The organism is Streptomyces sp. NPDC096324, from assembly GCF_044763015.1.
Taxonomy (GTDB): Bacteria; Actinomycetota; Actinomycetes; order Streptomycetales; family Streptomycetaceae; genus Streptomyces.
The window spans coordinates 20,610-43,542 of sequence record NZ_JBIWFK010000023.1; the positions used below are offsets into that span (position 1 = coordinate 20,610).

Here is a 22,933-nt window from a genome sequence, read left to right on the forward strand (position 1 = left end):
CGGCACGTACGGGCCCCGCGGGCCGGAGGTGTCAGATCTCCGCGCCGGCCTGGGAGGGGATCGCCGGGGCCGGCGGGGACCAGGGGCGGCCCTGCATGAGCGTGCCGAGTCCCGTCCAGGCGAAGTTCATCAGGGTGGCGGCGGCCTGCCGGGCCGAGACGCCGGGGGTGGCGTTGGCCCACGCGGCCATCGACTCGGCGGCCCCGACCAGCGCCTCCGCGAGCCCGGCGACCTCCCGCGCGGGCAGCGACGGGTCGCGGTGCGCCTCGCGCGCGGCGACGACGATCAACTGCGTGACGAAGCGGACCAGTTCCTCGCGCATCGCGAAGACCTCGGCGGCGAAGGGCTCGCCGTGCGTGCGGGCCTGGAGGTGCAGGACCGCCCAGCCGTCCGGGTTCTCGGCGGTGTGCGTGAAGAACGCCCGCAGCCCTTCCCAGAGTTGACGGTCCGCGGGCAGTTCGGGGCGGACTCCGGCGCGGACCGCGTCGGTGAGCGCCTTGGCCTCACGCCGGATGCACGCGGTGAACAGGTCTTCCTTCGAGTTCAGGTACAGGTACACCAACGGCTTGGACACGCCGGCCAGTTCGGCGATCTCGTCCATCGACGCGGCCCGGTAACCGCGCTGCCCGAAGGTCCGTACGGCCGCGTCCAGCATCTGCTGTTCGCGTACCGCGCGGGGCATCCGCTTGTTCTTCACAGCACCCATGCGCCAAGCCTACGAGGGCGCGCGGCGCGACCGGGCGCGCGGCGGTGTCAGGAGGCCTGGTGCGGGGTGCCCTGGGCGCTCTCGTCCAGGAGGGCGTCCTCCTGGTTGCGGTTGCGCTCCAGGTTGGCCTTGGCGCGGTCGACACGGGCGACGACCTGGGCCGAGGCGCGGTCGCGCGCGCCGCGCAGGACGACGAAGCTGATCGGCGCGGAGATCACCAGGGCCAGCAGGACGACCCACATGTAGTTGGAGTCGCCGAGTCCGCGGGGGGCGACGCCCGAGTAGACGAGGCCCCAGACGACCACGAGGCAGCCCACGAAGATCCCAAGGCGCATCAGTGTGTAGCGGAGCATCTCAATCCACTCTTCCGTTCCGAACGGTCCCAAAGAACTCCGTCCAGTGAAGCACGCCCGGACAGCGATCTTGCAGCGGGTCCTCAGCCGCGGACGGCGAGGGGCAGCAGCATCGTGATGTCGTCCCGGTCGTCGCCGGGCGCGACCCGGATCGCGCCGGGCACCCGCCCGACCTCCTTGTAGCCGCAGGAGGTGTAGAAACGCTCCAGGCCCTCGCCGCCCCGGCAGGTCAGGCGTATCGCGTCGACGCCGTCGAGACGGCCCGCGGCCTCCTCGGCGGCGGCGAGCAGGTCCCGGCCGTACCCCTTGCCCTGGTGCCGCGGGTGCACCATCACGGTGTACAGCCAGACCCAGTGCCGCATCAGCCGGTGGGTGTTGTGCGTGAGGAAGGCGGTCGCGGCGACGCCGCCCTCCTCGTCCCGGCCGACCAGCAGCCGGGTGCGGCCCTCCGCCATGGCGACGAAGTGCTTCACGAGTTCGGGGCGCACGTCGCCGGCGGCGACCGGCGGCACGAAGCCGACGGAGCCGCCCGCGTTCGAGACGTCCACCCACAGGGCGACGACACCGTCCCTGAGCTCAGGGGTGACCGCCGGCTCCAGTTCGAAGACCAGCGCCACGTCAGACCCGCATGGCCTGCGGCGTCTCGCGGCGTGCCGCGTCCGGTCCGTCGTACTCGCGGATGATCTCGTAGCGCGTGTTGCGCTCCACCGGACGGAAGCCCGCGTCCCGGATGAGGTCCAGCAGGTCCTCGCGGGTCAGCTTGTTCGGCGTGCCGTAGTTGTCCGCGTCGTGCGTGATCTTGTACTCGACGACCGAGCCGTCCATGTCGTCGGCGCCGTGCTGGAGCGCGAGCTGGGCGGTCTGGACGCCGTGCATGACCCAGAAGACCTTGACGTGCGGGACGTTGTCGAAGAGCAGCCGGGAGACCGCGAAGGTCTTCAGCGCCTCGGCGCCGGTCGCCATCTGGGTGCGCGCCTGGAGCCGGTTGCGGACCTTGCCGTCCTTCATGTCCACGAAGTCGTGCTGGTAGCGCAGCGGGATGAAGACCTGGAAGCCGCCGGTCTCGTCCTGGAGCTCACGCAGCCGCAGCACGTGGTCGACCCGGTGCCGGGGCTCCTCGATGTGCCCGTACAGCATCGTGCACGGGGTCTTGAGACCCTTCTCGTGCGCGAGGCGGTGGATGCGCGACCAGTCCTCCCAGTGGGTGCGGTGGTCGACGATGTGCTGCCGGACCTCCCAGTCGAAGATCTCCGCGCCGCCGCCGGTCAGCGACTCCAGACCGGCCTCGATCAGCTCGTCGAGGATCTCCGAGGCGGACAGCCCCGAGATGGTCTCGAAGTGGTGGATCTCCGTCGCGGTGAACGCCTTCAGCGAGACGTTCGGCAGGGCCTTCTTCAGCTCGCTGAGGGAGCGCGGGTAGTAGCGCCAGGGCAGGCTGGGGTGCAGGCCGTTGACGATGTGCAGCTCGGTGAGGTTCTCGCCCTCCATCGCCGTGGCGAGGCGGACGGCCTCCTCGATGCGCATCGTGTACGCGTCCTTCTCGCCCGGCTTGCGCTGGAACGAGCAGTACGCGCAGGACGCGGTGCACACGTTCGTCATGTTGAGGTGACGGTTCACGTTGAAGTGGACGACGTCGCCGTTCTTCCGCGTGCGCACCTCGTGCGCGAGCCCGCCGAGCCAGGCGAGGTCGTCCGACTCGTACAGCGCGATGCCGTCCTCGCGGCTGAGCCGCTCACCGGCCCGGACCTTGTCCTCCAGCTCGCGCTTGAGCCCGACATCCATGCGATTACCTCTCCCTGTGACGAAACGCTGCCAACCGTACTCCCCCGGCTTTCCGGCAGAGGGCCCCCACCAGGGCCTTCCGCCGCGGGCGCCGCTACTCCTCCTCGGGCAGCTCGCCGACCCTGTTCTCCCACTTCGTGGAGAGCACGATCGTCGTACGGGTCCGGGAGACGCCCTTGGTCCCGGACAGCCGCCGGATGGTCTTCTCCAGTCCGTCGACGTCGCTGGAGCGCACCTTGAGCATGAACGAGTCGTCGCCCGCGATGAACCAGCAGTCCTCGATCTCGCTGAGGTCGCGCAGCCGCCGGGCCACGTCCTCGTGGTCGGCCGCGTCGGAAAGCGAGATGCCGATCAGGGCGGTGACGCCGAGACCGAGCGAGGCCGAGTCGACCGTCGCGCGGTACCCGGTGATGACGCCGGCCGCCTCCAGCCGGTTGATGCGGTCGGTGACACTGGGTCCCGACAGTCCGACGAGGCGCCCCAGCTCCGCGTAGGAGGCCCGGCCGTTCTCCCTCAGGGCCTGGATGAGCTGCCTGTCCACCGCGTCCATGCGATCGAGCCTTCCGCTGAAAAGGTCTGAGAAGTCGTGAGAGGTCGAGAGGTCGTGCGAGGTCAGGTGGTGGCGTCCCGGGAGCCGCTCCCGAGTTCGCCCTTCCACCGGCGGTACAGGCCGTGCTCGACGCCCGCCGCGTCGAGGGCCCGTCCGGCGACGAAGTCCACCAGGTCCTGGATGTGCGTGGCCCCCGCGTAGAACGCCGGCGAGGCGGGCAGCACGACGGCTCCCGCGTCGTCCAGGGAGACCAGGTGACGCAGCGTCTGCCCGTTCAGCGGGGTCTCCCGCACGGCGACGACCAGCTTGCGCCCCTCCTTGAGGGTGACGCTCGCGGCCCGCTGGAGCAGATCCTTGGAGAGGCCGAGGGCGACTCCGGCCACACAGGCGGTGGACGCGGGCACGATCAGCATGCCCTTGGCCGGATACGAGCCCGACGAGGGGCCCGCCGCCAGGTCGCCCGCGCTCCAGTGCCGTACGCCGTCGAGATGTTCCCCGGGGACGTCGAAGGTGCCGGGCTTGCCGTCGGCGCCCCGCTCCAGCCAGGCGCGCAGGTCGTCCCGCCAGTGGGCGTCGCGGAACGGGAGGCCGGTCTCGTCGAGCAGCGTGAGCCGTGAGGCCCTGCTGACGACCAGGTCGACGCTCTCCCCCGCATCCAGCAGCGAACGCAGCACCGCGGCCGCGTACGGCGTACCGGACGCGCCGGAGACCCCCACGATCCAAGGCCGGCGCTGCGTCTGTCCTGGCTTCATGATGTCGAGCCTATCCGGCCACCGGCCATGGTCAGACCGTCAGCCCGCGCACCAGCAGGTCGAGCAGGGCGCACACGAACAGGGCGATCCCGATGAAGCCGTTGACCTGGAAGAACGCCCGGTTCAGCCGGCTCAGGTCGTGCGGCTTCACGATGGAGTGCTCGTAGAGGAACGCGCCCGCGACGATCACGAGGCCCAGCCAGAAGAAGGCACCGGCGCCGGTGGTGACGCCGTACCAGACGAAGAGCGCCGTCGTCACGGCGTGACAGACCCGCGCGCCCCGGATCGCGGCCGGGATGCCGAACCGGGCCGGCACGGACATCACACCGATCTCGCGGTCGGTCTCGACGTCCTGGCAGGCGTAGATCAGGTCGAAGCCGCCGATCCAGACACCGACCGCGAGGCCGAGGACGACCGCGTCCCAGGACCAGGTGCCGGTGACGGCGATCCAGGCGCCGACCGGGCCCATCGCCTGGGCGAGACCGAGGATGGCCTGCGGGAAGTTCGTGAACCGCTTGCCGTACGGGTAGACGACCATCGGGATGACCGCGATGGGCGCCAGCGCCAGGCACAGCGGGTTGAGCAGGGCGGCGGCGCCGAGGAACACGACCAGGGCGACCAGCGCCCCCGTCCAGGCGTGCTTCACGGTCATCGCGCCGGTGACCAGTTCACGATGGGCCGTACGGGGATTACGGGCGTCGATCTCGCGGTCGATGATCCGGTTCGCTGCCATGGCGAAGGTGCGCAGGCCCACCATCGCGACGGTGACCAGGAGCAGTTTGGCCCAGTGGATGTTCTTGTCGACCTCGAACATCGCGGTGAGCGCCGCGATGTACGCGAACGGCAGCGCGAACACCGAGTGCTCGATCATGACGAGGCGCAGGAACGCCTTGGTGCGGCCCGGCTGCGGAAGCGCCGCGGAAGCTGAACTCACAGCCCGTACTCCTTCCAACGGCGGTCGACCTTCGCCGCCGTCTGCGGGTCGGACAGCACCATCTCGGGCCAGCCGCCGTCCCGGGTGTAGCCCTCCTCGGGCCACTTCTTCGTCGCGTCGATGCCCGCCTTGCCGCCCCAGAACTGCTGGTAGGAGGCGTGGTCGAGGTGATCGACCGGGCCTTCGACGACGGTGAGGTCACGTCCGTAGTCCGTGTTGCCGAGCGCGCGCCAGGCCACCTCGTGCAGATCGTGGACGTCGCAGTCCGCGTCGACGACCACGATGAGCTTCGTCAGGGACATCATGTGTGCCCCCCAGACCGCGTGCATCACCTTCTGGGCGTGCTTCGGGTACTTCTTGTCGATCGAGACGATCGCGCAGTTGTGGAAACCACCCGCCTCCGGCAGGTGGTAGTCCACGATGTCCGGGACGATGATCTTCAGCAGCGGGAGGAAGAACCGCTCCGTCGCCCGGCCGAGGGGACCGTCCTCCGTGGGGGGCCGGCCCACCACGATGGACTGGAGCAGCGGCCGCTTGCGCATCGTGACGCAGTCGATGGTCAGGGCCGGGAACGGCTCCTGCGGGGTGTAGAACCCGGTGTGGTCGCCGAACGGCCCCTCGGGCAGCATCTCGCCCGGCTCCAGCCAGCCCTCCAGGACGACCTCGGCGTTCGCGGGCACCTGGAGGGGAACGGTCTTGCAGTCCACCATCTCGATCCGCTTGCCCTGGAGGAACCCGGCGAAGAGGTACTCGTCGATGTCACCCGGCAGCGGGGCGGTGGAGGCGTACGTGACGGCGGGCGGGCAGCCGAAGGCGATCGCCACGGGCAGCCGCTCGCCCCTGCGGGCCGCGACCTGGTAGTGGTTCCGGCTGTCCTTGTGGATCTGCCAGTGCATGCCGATGGTGCGCTTGTCGTGCCGCTGGAGCCGGTAGAGACCGAGGTTGCGGATGCCGGACTCGGGGTCCTTGGTGTGGGTGAGCCCGAGGTTGAAGAAGGAGCCGCCGTCGTCGGGCCAGGTGAACAGCGCGGGCAGCGCGTCGAGATCGACGTCCTCGCCCCGCAGCACCACTTCCTGCACCGGCGCGTCCTTGACCTTCTTCGGCGGTACGTGCGCCATCGCGCCGAGCTTCCCGAAGGCCTCCCGCACGCCCATGAAGCCCTGCGGCAGCTCAGGCTTGAGCAGTCCGCCGATCTTCTCGGAGATCTCGCCGTACGACTTCAGCCCGAGGGCCTTCAGCAGGCGGCGGTCGGTGCCGAACACGTTCATCGCGAGCGGCATCGCCGACCCGCGCACGTTCTCGAAGAGGAGCGCGGGGCCGCCGGACTTCTGTACCCGGTCGACGATCTCCCCGACCTCCAGGTACGGATCCACCTCGGCCTTGATGCGCTTGAGGTCTCCCTCGCGCTCCAGCGCCCTGAGCAGGGAGCGAAGATCGTCGTAAGCCATGTGTCCAAGTATCGGCCACCCGCTAATCTGTGCCCGTCACCGGGGGGCCCGTGCCGCCCCGCCGTCGCTCACTGGGGGATCGTTCGGCCATGCTCAGGTATCTGCCCTTCCTGCTGGTCCTGGCGCTGTGGATCTACGCCTTCATCGACTGCCTGAACACGCCGGAGGAGGAGGTCAAGGGCCTGCCCAAGGTGATCTGGGTGATCATCATCCTGCTCTTCGGCGAGGTGCTGGTCGGTCCGGTCGCCTGGCTGGTCGCGGGCCGCAACCGCCGGGGTCCCGCGGGCGGCTCCACGCCCTCCGAGTGGCACCGCAACCACCGGACGGCGTTCGTCGCACCCGACGACAACCCCGAGTTCCTGAAGTCCCTCAAGGCCGAGAACCGCAAGGACGAGTCCCTGCTCAAGGACTGGGAGGCCGACCTGCGCCGCCGCGAGGAGGAACTGAAGCGCCGCGAGGAGCAGAGCAGGTCCGACGAGGAGTCCTGACGCGGAGCCCGGACTCGACGACGAGGACGCCGAGGATCCCGGAGAGCATCATGGCGGCGGCGAGCCGGGCTTCGCCCTTGTTCTCGACCGCGGTGGTGGAGGTAGTGCCCCGAAGGCCGTAGCGGCTCCCGCTGCCGGGCCACGGTGCGCCGGGGCGTCCCTCCGACACCCCCGTCGGCACCGCCGACGGTCGCTGACGGACGGCGTCAGGCCCCGGCCTGGAGGCGGAGGCCCGCCAGGGTCAGGTCCAGCGCGGCGAGGAACTGCTCCTTGTCGTCGTGCCCGTCGAACTCCTCGACGATCTCGTGCACGAACGGGAACTCCTTCGAGTCGAGCGCACGCCAGGTCTCGGTGTAGCGGCCGAGGAACTCGTCGCGGTCCATGACGCCGTCGAGCACCTCCGGGGGCGGCTCCTGCCCCATCTCGGCGGCGTTGCCGACGACGACGCCCACGATCGCCGACACGGCGTGGAACCGCTGGAGCGGCGTGAGGTCGAGCCGCAGGGTCTGCTGCCCCAGCTTCTCGTAGAGCCGCAACGAATTGCCCTGGACGTCGGTGCGGCGCATGAAGTGCGCGCCCAGCCACGGCCGGTCCACGATCGCGTCGAACAGCGTCACGGCCATCACGCGCACGTCGTCGATCGGGTCGTCGCCGGCGGTCTGTCCTTCGATCGCGGTCAGCACCCCGCCGAGCACGTGGTCGATGGCGCGGTCGAGCAGGTCGTCCTTGCCCGAGACGTACCAGTAGATGCTGCCGACGCCCGTGCCGAGCCGGGTCGCGAGGGCACGAAGGGTCAACGCCTGCTCGCCCGCCTCGTCGAGGAGGGCCACCGCCGCGCCGAGAACGGCCTCGATGGAGTGCGAGGCCCGCCGGCGCCCTCGGGAAGGGCGATCGGCGGGTCGTGTTCGCGGGCCTGTCATGACATCCATCCAATCACAGCTTGCGTATCTATCGAACTGCGTTCTATCGTGGAACACCGTTCCATAGTCGAACGCCGTTCCATAGTCGACGGCGTCCCGAGAGGAGGCCCGCCATGACCACGACCGCCCCAGCGCCCGCCGCATCGCGCACCTATCCGTCCCTGCGCGCGGCATGGATACCCCTGGCCGCGCTCTGCCTGGCCTTCTTCGTCGAGATGGTCGACAACACCCTGCTCTCGATCGCGCTGCCCACGATCGGCCGGGATCTCGACAGCAGCACGACCGCGCTGCAGTGGGTCACCGGCGGCTACTCGCTGACGTTCGGCGGCCTGCTGCTGACGGCGGGATCGATGGCCGACCGGCTCGGGCGCCGACGTGTGCTGCTCGTCGGCCTGGCGGTGTTCGGCCTGCTGAGCCTGGCCGTCGTCGCGGTCACCACCGCGGGGCAGCTCATCACCCTGCGGGCCGGCCTCGGCATCGCCGCGGCGGCGATGGCCCCCATCACCAACTCGCTGGTCTTCCGGCTGTTCGACGACAAGGCGCTGCGCATGCGCGCGATGACCTTGATGATCGTCGTCGGCATGTCCGGCTTCGTCCTCGGCCCACTGCTGGGCGGCACCGCCCTGGCCCACTTCCAGTGGCAGTGGCTCCTGGTCGTCAACGCCCCGATCGCGCTGATCGCGGCCATCGGCGTCCGCCTCGGCGTCCCGGCCGACCGACCGCAGGACCTGACCCACGACAAGCTCGACCTTCCCGGCGCCGGCTTGAGCGTCACCACGATCGGCCTCGCCTGCTACTCGCTGACCAGCGGCGTCGAGCACGGATGGCTCTCCACGAGCACACTCGCCTCGGTCCTCGGTGCCGTCATCGCGGGGATCGCGTTCGTGTGGCACGAGCGCCGCAGCGCGTCGCCGATGCTGGACCTCCGCCTCTTCTCCGACGGCACCGTCCGCGGCGCCGCCATCGCGCAGATCGGCACGGCCATCGCCATGGCCGCCGTGATGTTCGGGCTGATCCTCCACTTCCAGTACGCCTACGGGTGGAGCCCCGTACGGGCCGGCCTGGCGAACCTGCCGATCATCGTGACCATGATCGTCGCGACTCCCCTGTCCGAGTGGCTCGCGGGAAGGTTCGGCCACCGCATCGCCTGCCTGGTCGGCGCGGCCTGCCTGGCCGTCTCACTGGCCGGCCTGTCCTGGGGCGTCGACCACGGCTACGGCGCGATCGCGGTCTGCATGGTCGTGATGACCGTCGGACTGCGCACCGTCATGACGATCTGCGCCATCGCGCTCGTCGACGCGATGCCGGGCAACCGCACGTCGATCGGCACGGCGCTCAACGACACCGCCCAGGAGGTCGGCACCAGCATCGGCACCGCCGTGGTCGGCACCCTCATCGCCGCGCTGGTCACCACCCAACTGCCCGCGGGCACCTGGGGCGACTCCCTGGTGGCGTCGTTCTTCCACGCCGAGCGGATCACCTACGCCGTGCTGGCGGTGGTCGTCGGCCTGATCGCGGCCGGCGGAGCACTCACCCTCACCGACTCCCACGCCACCGAAGAGCCGGCCTGAGACGGCCGAGCCCCTGAGATGTCCGAGTCGGGGTCGCCGGGTGCCACCACGGCACCGCCGGGGCCCCGGCGAGACCGCTCAGCGGTCCGGCTCCTCGCGCAGGACGAGGGCGAGGAGGCCCGGGAAGCGGGCGTCGAACTCCGCCCGGCGCAGCCGGTTGACCCGCCTGGAGCCCTCGTCGCGCTGCTCGACGAGACCGGCGCCGCGCAACACGGCGAAGTGATGACTGAGGGCCGCTTTGCCGACGGGCACGTCGAAGCCGCCGCAACCGCGGCTCCACTCCGCGGAGCCCGCCAGCTCCCTGACGAGCTGGATGCGCACGGGATCGGCGAGGGCGGCGAGGGCGGCCGGCACGGGGACCTCGTCGGGGTGGGTGTGCTCGGGCGCCGCCCGATGACTGCCGCGTTCCGCCACGCCGGCCTCCCCGTCCATTCCCTGATCCGCTTGCCGAGTGTTCGATGAAAACCATACACTCCAGAGTGTTCGCTTTTCATTGAACAGTTGAGCGTCAACCAGGGGTGTGCCATGCGTGCGGTCGAATTCCAGGAGTACGGCGGTCCCGAGGTCCTGCGGGTCACCGAGGCGAAGGTCCCCGATCCGGGCCCGGGGCAGGTGAGCATCGACGTGGTCTACGCGGGCGTGAACTTCGCCGACCTCAAGGCGAGGTCGGAGGGCTACCGTGTCCCCGGCCTCCCCTTCGTGCCCGGACTCGAGGTCTCGGGCCGCGTCCGGGCACTCGGCCCGGACGTCACGGGACTGCGGGTGGGCCAGGAGGTCGCGGCGCTGACGGAGGGCGGGGCGTACGCGGAGGTGACCGTGGCCGACGCCGTGACGGTCTTCCCGCTTCCCGACGGCGTCGACCTGCGCACCGGCGCCACGCTCCCCACCGTCCTGCCCACCGCGTACGCGCTGCTGCACACGGTGGGCCGGCTCCAGCCCGGCGAGACCGTCCTCGCGCAGGGCGCGGCGGGCGGGGTGGGCACGGTGCTCGGCCAGCTCGCGAAGGCGGCCGGGGCCGGCGCGGTGTACGGCGTGGTGTCCAGCGCGCCGAAGGCCGCGTACGCCCTCGGCAACGGCTACGACGAGGTGTTCGTGGGGTCCTTCCGGGACGAGGTGCGCGCGGCGACCGCCGGCCGCGGGGTGGACCTGGCCCTGGACCCGGTGGGCGGCGAGACCCTCCGCGGCGGCCTCGCCTCCCTCGCCCCCTTCGGCCGGCTGGTCTCCTTCGGCAACGCGAGCTCGGCGGAACCCTGGACGGTGGGCCAGCCGGAGCTCTATCCGACCGGCCTGTCGGTCTCCGGATTCTCGATCCTCGGCCTGGCCGCGACGGCCCCGGCCACCCTCCGCGCCATCGCCTCCCGCGCGTTCGCGACGGTGGCCGACGGCACGGTGACCCTGCCGGTGACGGCGGAATTCCCCCTGGAGTCGGCCGCGGAGGCCCACACCCTGATGGGTTCCCGAACGAGCACGGGAAAGCTGCTCCTACGCGTGGCGGCTTCCGGGCTGTAGGGCCCCGTCTGTCAGATCCCTGCCCTACCCTGCACCGCCATGACGACTCGCCTCAACGCCACCCGCGCCTCCTACGACACCGTGGCCGCCGACTACGCGGACCTGCTCAGGGACGAACTGGACCGGAAACCGCTGGACATGGCGATGCTGGCGGCGTTCGCCGAGCGGGTGCAGGCCGGCGGGGGCGGGGCCGTGGCGGATCTCGGCTGCGGGCCAGGCCGGGTGACCGTCCATCTGGAGCGGCTCGGGCTCGACGCGTTCGGGATCGACCTGTCGCCGGGGATGGTGGATGTGGCGCGCCGGACGTATCCCCGGCTGCGGTTCGAGGTGGGCACGATGACGGCCCTGGACCTCCCCGACGCCGGTCTCGCCGGAGCACTCGCCTGGTACTCCACCGTGCACACGCCGATCGACGAACTGCCCGTGCTGTTCGCCGAGTTCCACCGGGTCCTCGCCCCCGACGGCCATCTGCTCATCGCCTTCAAGGCAGGCGACGAGCAGGTCCGTCTGGAGCACGCGTACGGCCACGACGTGGACCTCGACGTCCACCGCTTCCCGCCCGAGCGCGTCGCCGGGCTCCTGCGGGCGGCCGGCCTGACCGAGGTCGCCCGTCTCGTCCGCGAGGCCGACCCCCACGAGGCCACCCCGCAGGCCTTCGTCCTGGCCCGCAGGCCTTCGTCCTGGCCCGCAGGACCGGAGATCCCCTCACCTCCGTGACCGCCCGGTGAGCACCCCCCGGATCACCCTCGTGTTCCGGCGACGGGAGAGGGGGGCCCGGGGGACAGTGGAGTCATGGAGCGCATCGATCAGGCACAGGCCCGCGCGTGGCTCGCGACGGCTCTGGAGGAGGCGCGGGCCGGGCTCGCGCAGGGCGGTATCCCCATCGGGGCCGCGCTGTACGGCGCGGACGGCACCCTGCTCGGCCGCGGGCACAACCGCCGCGTCCAGGACGGCGACCCCTCGGCGCACGGCGAGACGGCCGCCTTCCGCGACGCGGGACGGCAGCGGACGTACCGCGGTACGACCATGGTGACCACGCTGTCCCCGTGCTGGTACTGCAGCGGGCTCGTCCGGCAGTTCGGGATCTCCCGGGTGGTCGTCGGCGAGGCGGCCACCTTCCACGGGGGCCACGAGTGGCTCGCCGAGCACGGCGTGCAGATCGTGCTGCTCGACGATCCCGAGTGCACCGCGCTGATGCGCGACTTCATCGAGAAGAACCCGGCCCTGTGGAACGAGGACATCGGTGAATGACGCGGCGAACACCCCAGGGACGGCGACCGGCACCGCCCGACCCGCGCCCCCGAAGACGTCCGGCTCCCCCGACACCACCGCCGGCTCCCCGCGTCCGGCATGCTCCGGCGTCCCCACCGTCGACCTGGGGCCCTGGCTCTCCGGGGACCGTGACGCCCGTGCCGCGCTCGCCCGCACCGTCGACGACGCCCTGCGCACGGCCGGCTTCCTGCTCGTCACCGGGCACGGCGTGGATCCGGAGCTGCGCCGCCGCCTGCGGGAGTCGGCCCGTGCCTTCTTCCTGCTGCCCGCCGCGGTCAAGCAGCCGTACGCGGCCCGGGTCGGCGGGCGCGGCTGGCTCGGGCCCGGTGCCGAGGCCAACGGCTACGCGGAGGGCACCGAGACCCCGCCGGACCTCAAGGAGTCGCTGACGTTCGCGACGCACGAGCCGTTCGAGGACCCGGAGACCAACGCGCGGTGGTACGCGCCGAACGTCTGGCCCGCCGAGGCCCCGGAGCTGCGGGCGCTCTGCGAGGAGTACCTGGCGGAGATGGCCAGGCTGGAGAACCTGCTCCTCGAACTGCTCGGCCGGGCGCTCGGCCTCGAACCTGACTTCTTCACCCGCCACATGGACCATCCGACGTACGGCTTCAACATCAACTGGTATCCGGGCACGGAGGTCGTCGGCGAGGCGCGCCCCGGCCAGTTCCGCATCGGCCCGCACACCGACTTCGGCACCGTCACCATCCTCGACCGGCAGGCGGGCAAGGGCGGGCTCCAGGTGTTCACGGACACGGACGGCTGGCGGGACGCGCCGTTCGACCCGGCGGCGTTGACGATCAACATCGGTGACCTCATGGCCCGTTGGACCGGCGACCGATGGCGTTCGGGACGGCACCGCGTGCTGCCGCCACCGGCCGACGCACCCGCCGAGGAGCTGATCTCGCTCGTGTACTTCGGCGAGTGCACACCCGGAACGCTGGTCGAGTCGGTGCCCGCCCCCGCCGGCCGCGTCGTGTACGCACCGGTGGACTCCCACACCTATCTGCGCGAGAAGCTCGATTCGATCACTGTCGGTTGAACGGCCGAACGTTTTCGTAATTGAACAGACATCGGGCGCCCTATCCCGAACCAACTCCCCCTTCTTAAACTGTTGTTGATACACCTCACAGCAGCACAAACGGAATGGACCGGACCGCGGACCAGGGGGAGATGCGGTGCACACAGGGCTGCACGGCCGGGGGGCGCTCTTCGACACCGATCCGCCCGGACTCGCATCACGACTGGTCGGCCTGCGTCCGTACCAGCTCCGCGCCACACCGTACGAACACCCCGGGGAACCGCCCTTCGTGGTCTTCGCGGGCGGCCGCGGACTGGGCAAGACCGCCGTCCTCCTCGCCCTGCGCGAGGCCTACCGCGGACACACGCCCGTCGCCCTGATCGACGGCGAGGAACGGCAGTTCGGCGCGCCGCCCCCGGACCGCCCGGCCGAGTCCTGGTCCCCGGTGGGGCAGGCGCTCACCACGGCCGCCGAACAGCTCGCCGAACCGGTCAAGGGCGCCGGACGGATCGGCTTCCCCCGGCTGTCGTCCGGGCTGCTGGCCGTGGCGGCGGGCGGCTGGAGCGACCGCGACGTGCCCCGCATCCGGCAGGAGGCGGAGCGCATCCTGCTGCTGAGCGAGACCGAGTCCTGGCTGTCGGGATTCGCGGGGCGCTGGGTGAGCAAGGTGATCTCCAAGCTCGTCGCGTCGATGAGCGGCACCGGGCCGGTGGTGGAACCCATCATCGAGGCCACCCTGGAGGCCTTCGCGGAAGGCGTCTCCCCGGCCCACCGCCGGCTGCGCAGAGCCGCGACCTGGTACCGCGACTACCCGAACGCGGGCGGCAGCCCCAAGCTCGCGCTGATCCTGCTCTCCCGCCACTTCCGGGCGGGCGGCGACTCCCGCCGACATGCCGAACGCCATCTCGTACGGGCCCTGCTGGCCGACCTCGACGACGCCTACTCGGGCGTCGTCCAGCGCTCCCACCGGCGGGGACGCCCGGTCCTGCTCATCGACAACGTCCAGGAGCCCGCGGGCCTCGGACTCCTGGAGCCGGTGCTGCGCGACCGCGCCGACGGCATCAAGGACCAGGCCGTGTTCTTCGCCGCGCTACGGGGCTACGCGCATCCGGCACTGCGCAACGCGGGCCGCCTCGCGCTGCCCGAGACGGCCCGCGGCACCGACTGGCGGCCCGGCGCCTCCCCGTCCTCGCGGGCCCTGCTCGTCCCGCTGCCGCCACTGACCCCCGACGACACCCTGCACATCATGGACACCGCGCCGGGCGGCCCCGGCGCCGGTCCCGCCGCCCCGGCCGTCGTGCCGGCCCAACTCCCGCACGCCACGCACAGGCTGACCGGAGGCAGCCCGCTCGGCATCACCCTGCTGGCCACCTCGGTCCGGCAGAACCTGCCCGAAGGGGCCGACTCGCTCGGCACGTTGCTCACCGCCGACATCGCCCCGCACGAGGACCAGGCGGGCCGCCCCGCCTATCAGGAACTCCTCGGCCGGCTCGTCCCCGGCGGCCGGCTCGACGAGCTGACCGTGCTGGCCGCGGCCCACGACCGCGACTCGGCGTGCTCGCTCGCCCAGTCGCGGCTGCCGGAGGACTTCGGCGCGTCCGGCGTCCTGGACCTGGAGGAACGGCTCGCGTCGGAGGGCTGGACGACGGCGGCCGGACAGTTCGTCGGCGATCCCTTCCTGCGCGCCCTCCTCCTGCTCAGGCTGCACCACGACGACACCGGCCACGAACGGTGGCGGGCGGTGCACCGCGCCCTCGTCGACCACTACCAGGACCTGGCCGAGACCTCCCCGGCCGACAGCGACCGCTACCGGCTGCACCACGAACTCGCCCTGGGGAAGGCCGACTTCGCGGTCGCGCACCTGCGCGACAGCTTCCGCGGCTCCGACACCCGAGACTGGCTGTCCGCGCTGCTGTTCATCGCCTCCGCGCCCTACTTCCACGCCCACGATCCGGACGGCCGCGACTTCGAGGGCCCCGACCACCGCGCCTCCGTCGCCCTCGGCCGCACGGACGCCACGCACCGGCCGCCGGACGGCGTGGACGCCGTACTGCACCTGCGCGTACGGCGGTTGCTGCACGCGGTGTGGCAGCTCACCGACCCCCTGGTGCTGCCGGACCCGCGGGTGGCCGAGCGGCTGCGCTTCGAACTGGAACAGCTCTCGAACCTGCGGCCCGCGGGAAACGCCCTGCTGTGGCGGGCCTCGCGGGAGTGGCCCCCGGACGCCCTGGCGGGCCGGCCGCTGCGCGTCCCGGACGACGAGGACGGAGGACGATGATGGCGCGCTTATGGGTCTGGCTGCGCGAGGACGTCTGGGAGATTCGTTTCCGCAGGTATGTCGCGCTGACGCTCGCCGCCGCCCTCGTGGGCCTCGGCGCATGGGGCGGCATGACGGCGGCCAGGGTGGACCGCTCGTGCGCGCCGGGAGTCGTCCAGCCGAAGGACGCCGACGAATGCGTGGGCGTCTCCTCGACGGCGTACGCCTTCGGGCGGGCGCGCTTCGCCGAGACCGTACGGGCCATCAACCGCGAGAACCACCGCCTGAAGCCCGGCAGTTACGTCACCGTCGCCCTGCTCGAACCCTTCACCGCGACCGACGCCGACAACCTCGCCGACGTCCTTCACGAGCTCCAGGGCGCCTACCTGGCGCAGTACCAGGCCAACCACGACACGACCGGACTGAAGCCGAAGATCCGCCTCGTGCTCGCCAACCCCGGTGCCACCGGGGCCTCCTGGCGTCACACCGTCGACCAGCTCGACCGGATGACCAGGGCCCCCGACCGGCTGCGCGCGGTGACCGGAGTCGGGGTGAGCACCGACAACAACAAGAAGGCGGTCGCCGCGCTCACCGGGCGGGGCATCCCGGTGATAGGGAGTTCGATCACCGCCGACAGCCTCGCCAACGGACAGGACGGCAAGGACCCCTTCCCGGGGCTCGCCCGCGTCTCCCCCACCAACACCGACGAGGCGCGCGCACTCGCCTCCTTCGCCAAGGTGTCGGCGGCCAACGCCTTCCTCGTCTACGACCGGACCGGCGACCCGTACACGCGCACGCTCCAGGCGTCGTTCGAGAAGATGCTGAAGGGCGCGCGCTACGAGGCCCAGCCGTTCACGCCGCCCGCCGACCGCAGCAAGGAGGGAAGCACCGCCAACGTCTTCGCGCAGATCGCCACCATCCTGTGCAACACGCCGAAGACCACGAACACCGTCCTGTTCGCCGGCCGGCACACCCAGTTGCGGCAGTTCATCAACGCGCTGGGCACCCGGGGCTGCTCCGACCGCCGCTTCACCGTGCTCACCGGCGACGAGGGCTCGTACCTCGCGGGCGACGAGGACCTCGACCCGGCCGCCCTGAAGGACCCGCTGCTGACCGTGCGCTACACGGCCCTCGCCCATCCCGACGCCTGGATGGAGGACGGCGCGCGGACCGGTGGCAGCGCGGCCGACGCGAAGGTGCTCCGGCGGCTGCTGGCCGACGCCGCGCGCGAACCGGTCGGGCCCATCGGCCGGGTGTCCCTCGACGACGGGCAGTTGATCATCGCGTACGACGCCATGCGGCTCGCCGTGCGTGGTATCCGCGGGGCCTCGCCGACCGGGCGGATCCCCGCGCTCGCGGACGTCGGCCTCCAGTGGCCCCAGGTGAAGGGCGCGCAGCTCCGGGTGAACGGGGCGAGCGGGTGGATCTGTCTGGACGCCCACGGGAACCCGTACGACAAGGCCGTGCCGATCGTGGAACTGACCCACGACAGCCGGGCCCGCTTCGTGCGGATCGCCTGGCCGGACGGCAGACCACCGGCGGCCCAGTGCCTGCCGCCGTCCTGAGGCGTTCGTGTGCGGGCGGGTCAGACGCCCGCGTAGGAGTGCTTGCCGCCGACGAAGATGTTGACGCCGTAGTAGTTGAACAGCCAGCAGCCGAAGGCGATCAGGGCGATGTAGGCGGCCTTGCGGCCCTTCCAGCCGGCCGTGGCGCGCGCGTGCAGGTGGCAGGCGTAGGCGACCCAGGTGATGAACGCCCAGGTCTCCTTCGGGTCCCAGCCCCAGTAGCGGCCCCAGGCGTCGCCCGCCCAGATCGCGCCCGCGATGATCGTGAAGGTCCACAGCGGGAAGACGGCCGCGTTGACGCGGTAGGAGAACTTGTCGAGCGAGGCCGCGGAGGGCAGCCGCTCCATGACGGAGGTGGCGAAGCTGCCGGGCTGCCCGCCGTTCACGAGCTTGTTCTCGTACGAGTCCTTGAAGAGGTACAGGATCGTGCCGACGGCGCCCACGTAGAAGACGGCGCCGCACAGGATCGCGGTCGAGACGTGGATGTACAGCCAGTACGAGTGCAGCGCGGGGACGAGCTGGTCGCTCGCGGTGTACAGGACGGTGACCGCGAGACCGAGGTCGAGCAGGACCGTGGTGATCAGCGGGAGGCCGAGCCAGCGGACGTTCTTCTTCAGCGCGAGCAGGACGAGGAAGACCCCGACGGCGACGGTGGAGAAGGTGATGTTGAACTCGTACATGTTGCCCCAGGGGGCCCGCCGCACCGACAGGGCGCGGGCGAGCACACCCGCCGCCTCGACACCCCACGCCAGGACGCTGAGGGACACGGCGATCCGGCCGTAGAGGTCGCCCTGTTCGTCCCCACCGTGCGCGCCGGGCCCGTCGGGCACGTCCCGCGCGCCGGCCGCGGACCGGGTGACGACCTTCGGTCGCTCCAGCACGGTGGTGCCGCCGGCCTTCCGCACGGTGACCCCGGGGGCCGCCGCGGCCGCCTGCGCGCCGTTCGCGGTGAGCGCGCTGGCGGTGCGGGCGACCTTGCTGCGGCTGCCGAAGAGCCATTCGGCGATGAAGGCGAAGAAGGCCAGGGTGTAGACGGCCATCGCGGAGTAGATCAGCGTGTTGCTGATGTTGGCGAGGTGTTCGTTGGTCGCGGTGGCCAGTTCGGTCACGGCGCCCAGGTCGTGTGCGGTGGCGAGCGTCACTGCTTCTCGGCCCCTTCAGCGGCGGGTACGGGGGGTTCGGCGTCGGCGTCGGTGGGTGCCGCGTCTTCGTCGGACTTGGTGGGTGCCTGTTCGTGCACGAGCGCGGCCAGGTCGCCGAGCTCCTCGGGCAGTTTCGCGGACTCGCTGCGGCCGAGCCCGGCCATCTCGACGACGGTGACACCGTCGTCGCCGGTGGTCGCCCGCACCCAGACACGGCGGCGCTGGATGAACAGCGATCCGGCGAGTCCGAGGATCGCGGTGAACGCCCCGGCCAGCGCCCAGTCACTGCCGGGCTGCTGGGTGACCTGGAAGTTCGCCCACTCCTTGATGTCCTTGTCGAAGGTGATCGAACCGGCGCCGTCCGGCAGCGTCATCGTCTCGCCGGGCCGCAGCCGCGCCTTGACGATCTCGCCCTTGGCGTCCTTGAACTGCTTCATGTGGGCCGGGTCGAGCTGGTAAACGTTCTGCGGGAGACCCGCGTCGACCCCGAGGCTGCCGTGGAAGCCGCTCAGCGCGAGCACGGGATAGTCCAGCGCGGGGAACTGGGAGAACATGTCGCCCTTGCCCGCCCCGGCGAAGGTCGGCACGAAGAACGCGGAGAAGCCGAGCTGTTCGCTCTTGCCCTGCGCGTTCTTGTAGCCGTCCATGACCTTGACGGCGCCCTGCGAGGTGACGTTGGAGTCCAGCGGCAGCAGCGGCACGGCGTTGTGGAAGACGACGTTGCCCTTGCCGTCGCGGACGGTCACGGTGGGCGCATAGCCGTGGGCGGTCAGATAGACCTTCGTGTCGCCGATCACGAGCGGTTCGTTGACCTTGACGATCGTCTTGCGCTCCTTGCCGTAGGCACCCTCGCTGTAGGTGAGGGCCGCCTGGTACGTGCGGGGCGTGCCCTTGTTGGGGCCGGTCCGCTCGTAGGTGCCGGTGAAGTTCTTCAGGTCGAAGCTGAACGGTGTCAGGTCGTCGGTGCTGAAGAGGTTGCCGGACTTGAAGTCGTCGTAGGACAGCAGCGTGTTGGAGAAGCCGTCGCCCTCGACGATCAGCTTGTCGCCCTCGGACTTGAAGAGCTGGCCCCAGGCGAAGGCGACGAGCATCACGATCAGCGCGATGTGGAAGAGCAGGTTGCCGGTCTCGCGGAGGTAGCCCTTCTCGGCGGCGACGGCGTCCTTGTCGACGTGCGCCCGGAACCGCTTGCGCTTGAGCACCTCGAGCGCGATCTCGCGGACCTGCTCGGGGTCCGCGGCGGTGCGCCAGGTCGTGTACGCGGGCAGCCGGGTCAGCCGCCGGGGGGCGCCCGGCGGACGGCCGCGGAGCTGTCCGACGAACTGCCAGGTGCGGGGCACGATGCAGCCGATGAGCGAGACGAACAGCAGGATGTAGATCGAGGAGAACCACACCGAGCCGTAGACGTGGAACAGCCCGAGCTGGTCGTAGAGCGGACCGAGCACACTGTGCGCGTCCTTGAACGCCTGTACCTTCGCGGCGTCGGTGCCGGACTGCGGGATCAGCGATCCGGGGATGGCGCCGAGCGACAGCAGGAAGAGCAGGATCAGCGCGACCCGCATCGACGTGAGCTGGCGCCAGATCCAGCGGACCCAGCCGGTGGTCTCACGGCCGGTCCAGGCGATCCATCCCCGGGCGCCGGGAGTGCGCGCGCCGCCGAAGGATCCGGGCATCGCCGTCTCGACGGGCGCGGTGGAGAGCTGGGATCCCGCCGCGCCGAGCTCGCCGTCGGCGGCCACGCCGACGTGCCGTTTCGCGCTCACCGGATCGGGAGTGCCGTCGTCCTCCGGGGTCGCGGCGGACTCGGGCGTCTTGCCGGTGTCAGTGCTGCTCATGGGTCAGATCCCTACCGTGAAGCCGTCGGACCAGCTCTGCATCTGCTGCACGATGCCGTCCCAGGCACCGGTGAGCAGGAGAAGGCCGGTCACGATCATCATTCCGCCGCCGATCCGCATCACCCACGCGTAGTGACGCTTCACCCAGCCGAACGCGCCGAGCGCCTTGCGGAAGGCGACCGCCGTGAGGACGAAGGGCAGTCCGAGGCCGAGGCAGTAGGCGACGGTCAGTATGGCCCCGCGTCCGGCGCTCGCCTGCTGCATGGAGAGCGTGTTGACGGCGGTGAGCGTCGGGCCCAGGCACGGCGTCCAGCCGATGCCGAAGAGCGCGCCCAGTATCGGCGCCCCCGCGAGCCCGGTCACCGGGCGCCGGTGGAAGCGGAACTCGCGCTGGGTCAGCCAGGGCATCAGCCCCATGAAGAAGACACCCATCGCGATCATCAGCGCGCCGAGGACCTTGCTGAGGGTGTCGTTGTACGCGTGCAGCGTCGAGCCGAAGAATCCGAACAGCGCTCCGCCGGAGACGAACACGGCGGTGAACCCGAGCACGAACAGACTGGCCCCGGCCACCATCCGTCCCCGTCGGGCCTCCGCCAGATCCGTGCCGCTGACCCCGGTGACGTAGGACAGGTAGCCGGGTACGAGCGGCAGGACGCACGGCGAGAAGAAGGAGACGAGCCCGCCGAGCACGGCGATGGGCAGCGCGAGCAGCAGGGCGCCGCTGTAGACCGTGGTGTTCATGCCGCTGACGGCGGCGAGGTTCGTGGTCGTCTGGAGCAGGGACACGTCGGTCACTTCTCCGCGAGAACGGGGTCGAGCATCTCGTGGAGGTTGTCCTCGCTGAGCGCCTGGAGCGTGCGGGCCGCGATCTTCCCGTTCCGGTCGATGATGATCGTGGAGGGGATCGTCTGCGGGTTGAGCGTGCCCTTCTTGAAACGGAGCATCAGCTTGCCCGTCGGGTCGTACAGGCTGGGGTACGGGACGCCCTGCTGCTCCTCGAAGGCCTTGGCCAGGGAGGTGCTGGGGTCACGGGTGTTGATGCCGACGAACTGTACGCCCTGCGCGGCGGTCTCCTTCGCGACCTTGACGAGGTTCGGGGTCTCGGCGCGGCACGGGGGGCACCAGGAGCCCCACACGTTGAGGACGATGACCTTGCCCTTGTAGTCGGCGACATCGAGCTGCTTGCCGTCGACGGTCTTGCCGGAGAGGTCAGGGGCGGTGTCCCTGGACCCCTCGGCGACGGTGGAGATGCCGTCCTTGCCCAAGACGTAGTTGCTGTTGCCCGCGCCGCCGGAGGTGCCGCCGGATCCGCACGCGGACAGCACGAGCGCGGCGACGGCGGCCCCCGCGGCGTACAGGGCGGCGCGGGGGCGGTTCGGGCGCTGGTCTGCGCGGCAGGCGGCACTCATGTGAAAAGTTTCGCATGCCCGTTTCGGGGATCTTCCGCACCCCCCTTGCGGGCGGAAACCCGCATTTCAGGCGGCCTGTCCCCGGAGGTAGCGGTGCCAGCCTCCGGAGGGCTCCTCGGCCACGTCCATCGCCTGGAGTTTCGCCAGCACCTCGGGCCGCTGGACGTCGAGCCAGTCCACGAACTGCCGGAAGGAGACCATGCGCACGTCACCGCCCTTCTGCTTCTGCTGGGCGATGTGCGTGAAGACGTGTTCGACGGCGTCCATGTAGATGCCGCCGTTCCACTCCTCGAAGTGGTTGCCGATGAAGAAGGGCGCGCGGTTCGTCTCGTACGCCCGCTTGAACCCCGCCACATAGGACGCGGACGCCTGGGTGCGCCAGCCCGGGTAGTTGTACGAGGGCGCCCGGGTGGTGGCGACCGACTGGTTGGCGAGGATGTTGTAGTCCATCGAGAGGACCTCGAAGCGGTGCCCGGGGAAGGGCATCGCCTGGAGGGGCAGGTCCCACAAGCCTTCCTTCTTCTGCGGCCAGCGCTGGACGCCGCCGGGCGAGGAGGCGTCGTAGCGCCAGCCGAGCTCCTTGACGGCGGGGAGCAGGTTGTTCTGGCCGAGCAGGCACGGGGTGCGGGCGCCGATGAGCTCCTTCTCGTAGTCGAAGGGCAGCGGGGGCAGGTCGGTCCAGCCCGTGTTGGTGCGCCACTCGGTGACGAAGGACTTGGCCTGCTCGATCTCGCTGGTCCACTGCCGGGGCGTCCAGTTGCCGACCGAGCCGGAGCCGCCGCAGAAGTGGCCGTTGAAGTGGGTGCCGATCTCGTGGCCGTCGAGCCAGGCCTGACGGACCAGCTTGAGGGTGGAGCGGACGTGTTCGTCGCTCAGGTAGCCGATGTCCGAGGCGCCGCGGGGGTTGTTCGGTGGGTCGTAGAGGCGCTTCTTCGACTCGGGCAGCAGATACAGGCCGGAGAGGAAGAACGTCATGTGCGCCTCGTTCTCCCGGGCGAGCTGGAGGAAGCGGTCGAAGAGGCCGGTGCCGACCTCTCCGGCCCCGTCCCAGGAGAAGACCACGAACTGCGGCGGGGTCTCGCCGGGCTCCAGCGGCACGGGGGCCTGGGGCTGGCGCGGCTGCTTGCCGGTGTAGGCGGTGGAGCCGTCACCGATGAGGCGCGCGGCCGGCTTCTTCGGGGCGCCGGGCCGGCCGGTGCCCGCCGTGGCGGAGGCGTCGGGATGCCTCGTGGCGTCCTTGCCCGAGGTGGTGCCGCACGCGGCGAGTCCGAGCGCGGTCGCCGCACCCGCACCGAGGCCGATCATTCCCCTTCGGCTGACGTCCCGCATACGGACCTCTTTTCATCGCACCCTCTCAGCTGGCTCTCAGCTGGCATCCCATGAGAGGGCACGATGAAGTCCGAGGTTCCGATAAACGCGCGG

The 22,933-nt window shown here is 70.9% G+C and carries 23 protein-coding genes; 8 read left to right on the forward strand and 15 right to left on the reverse strand.

What is annotated here, in order from left to right; all coding sequences use genetic code 11:
* Nucleotides 1-31: 31 nt before the first annotated feature.
* The 8 genes from ACIQ7M_RS38165 to ACIQ7M_RS38200 form a co-directional block, all read right to left on the reverse strand.
* Nucleotides 32-706 (reverse strand): TetR/AcrR family transcriptional regulator, encoded by a 675-nt coding sequence (locus tag ACIQ7M_RS38165; protein WP_355762545.1) that lies wholly within the window; start codon nucleotides 704-706, stop codon nucleotides 32-34.
* Between the two features lie 47 nt (nucleotides 707-753).
* The gene (locus ACIQ7M_RS38170; RefSeq protein WP_355762543.1) at nucleotides 754-1,059 is read right to left on the reverse strand and encodes a DUF4229 domain-containing protein; all 306 of its coding nucleotides are present in this window, start codon (nucleotides 1,057-1,059) and stop codon (nucleotides 754-756) included.
* A gap of 83 nt (nucleotides 1,060-1,142) precedes the next feature.
* Nucleotides 1,143-1,676 carry a GNAT family N-acetyltransferase gene (locus tag ACIQ7M_RS38175; protein WP_403653024.1) on the reverse strand — a complete coding sequence of 178 codons (534 nt, stop codon included), beginning with the start codon at nucleotides 1,674-1,676 and terminating at the stop codon, nucleotides 1,143-1,145.
* Nucleotide 1,677: 1 nt separating this feature from the next.
* Nucleotides 1,678-2,841, reverse strand: coding sequence for an aminofutalosine synthase MqnE (mqnE, locus tag ACIQ7M_RS38180; protein ID WP_339130803.1), 1,164 nt, complete (start codon nucleotides 2,839-2,841; stop codon nucleotides 1,678-1,680).
* A gap of 94 nt (nucleotides 2,842-2,935) precedes the next feature.
* Entirely contained in the window at nucleotides 2,936-3,391 is a 456-nt protein-coding gene (locus ACIQ7M_RS38185; RefSeq protein ID WP_266761447.1) for an Lrp/AsnC family transcriptional regulator, read from the reverse strand.
* Between the two features lie 62 nt (nucleotides 3,392-3,453).
* Nucleotides 3,454-4,143, reverse strand: coding sequence for a UbiX family flavin prenyltransferase (locus ACIQ7M_RS38190; protein WP_355762534.1), 690 nt, complete (start codon nucleotides 4,141-4,143; stop codon nucleotides 3,454-3,456).
* A gap of 31 nt (nucleotides 4,144-4,174) precedes the next feature.
* Nucleotides 4,175-5,077: a menaquinone biosynthesis prenyltransferase MqnP gene (gene mqnP / locus ACIQ7M_RS38195; protein ID WP_355762531.1), complete on the reverse strand. Its 903-nt coding sequence runs from the start codon at nucleotides 5,075-5,077 to the stop codon at nucleotides 4,175-4,177.
* Entirely contained in the window at nucleotides 5,074-6,525 is a 1,452-nt protein-coding gene (locus ACIQ7M_RS38200) for a menaquinone biosynthesis decarboxylase (RefSeq protein WP_355762529.1), read from the reverse strand. The genes mqnP and ACIQ7M_RS38200 overlap by 4 nt, the downstream gene beginning before the upstream one ends.
* An 89-nt stretch (nucleotides 6,526-6,614) precedes the next feature.
* Here ACIQ7M_RS38200 and ACIQ7M_RS38205 point away from each other — a divergent pair, with 89 nt between their 5' ends.
* The gene (locus ACIQ7M_RS38205; RefSeq protein WP_355762526.1) at nucleotides 6,615-7,013 is read left to right on the forward strand and encodes a PLD nuclease N-terminal domain-containing protein; all 399 of its coding nucleotides are present in this window, start codon (nucleotides 6,615-6,617) and stop codon (nucleotides 7,011-7,013) included.
* Nucleotides 7,014-7,219: 206 nt separating this feature from the next.
* Here ACIQ7M_RS38205 and ACIQ7M_RS38210 read toward each other — a convergent pair whose 3' ends face one another.
* Nucleotides 7,220-7,867: a helix-turn-helix domain-containing protein gene (locus tag ACIQ7M_RS38210; RefSeq protein ID WP_355762585.1), complete on the reverse strand. Its 648-nt coding sequence runs from the start codon at nucleotides 7,865-7,867 to the stop codon at nucleotides 7,220-7,222.
* Nucleotides 7,868-8,046: 179 nt separating this feature from the next.
* Between ACIQ7M_RS38210 and ACIQ7M_RS38215 the strand changes: the two genes are divergently transcribed.
* Entirely contained in the window at nucleotides 8,047-9,504 is a 1,458-nt protein-coding gene (locus tag ACIQ7M_RS38215; RefSeq protein ID WP_403653030.1) for an MFS transporter, read from the forward strand.
* Nucleotides 9,505-9,582: 78 nt separating this feature from the next.
* Here ACIQ7M_RS38215 and ACIQ7M_RS38220 read toward each other — a convergent pair whose 3' ends face one another.
* Nucleotides 9,583-9,936, reverse strand: coding sequence for an ArsR/SmtB family transcription factor (locus ACIQ7M_RS38220; protein ID WP_403653033.1), 354 nt, complete (start codon nucleotides 9,934-9,936; stop codon nucleotides 9,583-9,585).
* 93 nt (nucleotides 9,937-10,029) lie between these two features.
* On the opposite strand from ACIQ7M_RS38220, the gene ACIQ7M_RS38225 reads away from it, so the two are divergent.
* The 6 genes from ACIQ7M_RS38225 to ACIQ7M_RS38250 all read left to right on the forward strand — a co-directional run bounded on the left by ACIQ7M_RS38225 (nucleotide 10,030) and on the right by ACIQ7M_RS38250 (nucleotide 17,125).
* Nucleotides 10,030-11,013: a zinc-binding alcohol dehydrogenase family protein gene (locus tag ACIQ7M_RS38225; RefSeq protein ID WP_403653036.1), complete on the forward strand. Its 984-nt coding sequence runs from the start codon at nucleotides 10,030-10,032 to the stop codon at nucleotides 11,011-11,013.
* A gap of 39 nt (nucleotides 11,014-11,052) precedes the next feature.
* The gene (locus tag ACIQ7M_RS38230) at nucleotides 11,053-11,730 is read left to right on the forward strand and encodes a class I SAM-dependent DNA methyltransferase (protein WP_403653039.1); all 678 of its coding nucleotides are present in this window, start codon (nucleotides 11,053-11,055) and stop codon (nucleotides 11,728-11,730) included.
* A 75-nt stretch (nucleotides 11,731-11,805) separates the two neighbouring features.
* A complete protein-coding gene (locus ACIQ7M_RS38235) occupies nucleotides 11,806-12,264 on the forward strand; it encodes a nucleoside deaminase (RefSeq protein WP_403653042.1) in 459 nt (152 codons plus the stop codon).
* Nucleotides 12,257-13,324: an isopenicillin N synthase family dioxygenase gene (locus tag ACIQ7M_RS38240; RefSeq protein ID WP_403653044.1), complete on the forward strand. Its 1,068-nt coding sequence runs from the start codon at nucleotides 12,257-12,259 to the stop codon at nucleotides 13,322-13,324. The genes ACIQ7M_RS38235 and ACIQ7M_RS38240 overlap by 8 nt, the downstream gene beginning before the upstream one ends.
* Nucleotides 13,325-13,460: 136 nt before the next feature.
* Nucleotides 13,461-15,581 (forward strand): hypothetical protein, encoded by a 2,121-nt coding sequence (locus ACIQ7M_RS38245; RefSeq protein WP_403653046.1) that lies wholly within the window; start codon nucleotides 13,461-13,463, stop codon nucleotides 15,579-15,581.
* Nucleotides 15,581-17,125 (forward strand): ABC transporter substrate-binding protein, encoded by a 1,545-nt coding sequence (locus tag ACIQ7M_RS38250; protein ID WP_403653049.1) that lies wholly within the window; start codon nucleotides 15,581-15,583, stop codon nucleotides 17,123-17,125. The genes ACIQ7M_RS38245 and ACIQ7M_RS38250 overlap by 1 nt, the downstream gene beginning before the upstream one ends.
* A gap of 20 nt (nucleotides 17,126-17,145) precedes the next feature.
* Here ACIQ7M_RS38250 and ccsB read toward each other — a convergent pair whose 3' ends face one another.
* From ccsB to ACIQ7M_RS38275, 5 genes are all read right to left on the reverse strand, one after another.
* The gene (gene ccsB, locus ACIQ7M_RS38255; protein WP_403653052.1) at nucleotides 17,146-18,267 is read right to left on the reverse strand and encodes a c-type cytochrome biogenesis protein CcsB; all 1,122 of its coding nucleotides are present in this window, start codon (nucleotides 18,265-18,267) and stop codon (nucleotides 17,146-17,148) included.
* On the reverse strand, nucleotides 18,264-20,102 hold the full coding sequence (locus ACIQ7M_RS38260) for a cytochrome c biogenesis protein ResB (protein ID WP_403653055.1): 1,839 nt from the start codon (nucleotides 20,100-20,102) through the stop codon (nucleotides 18,264-18,266). The genes ccsB and ACIQ7M_RS38260 overlap by 4 nt, the downstream gene beginning before the upstream one ends.
* Nucleotides 20,103-20,105: 3 nt before the next feature.
* Nucleotides 20,106-20,843 (reverse strand): cytochrome c biogenesis CcdA family protein, encoded by a 738-nt coding sequence (locus ACIQ7M_RS38265; protein ID WP_403653167.1) that lies wholly within the window; start codon nucleotides 20,841-20,843, stop codon nucleotides 20,106-20,108.
* Nucleotides 20,844-20,893: 50 nt separating this feature from the next.
* Nucleotides 20,894-21,511 (reverse strand): TlpA family protein disulfide reductase, encoded by a 618-nt coding sequence (locus tag ACIQ7M_RS38270; RefSeq protein WP_403653058.1) that lies wholly within the window; start codon nucleotides 21,509-21,511, stop codon nucleotides 20,894-20,896.
* 66 nt (nucleotides 21,512-21,577) lie between these two features.
* The gene (locus ACIQ7M_RS38275) at nucleotides 21,578-22,840 is read right to left on the reverse strand and encodes a hypothetical protein (RefSeq protein WP_386978805.1); all 1,263 of its coding nucleotides are present in this window, start codon (nucleotides 22,838-22,840) and stop codon (nucleotides 21,578-21,580) included.
* Nucleotides 22,841-22,933 lie beyond the last annotated feature (93 nt).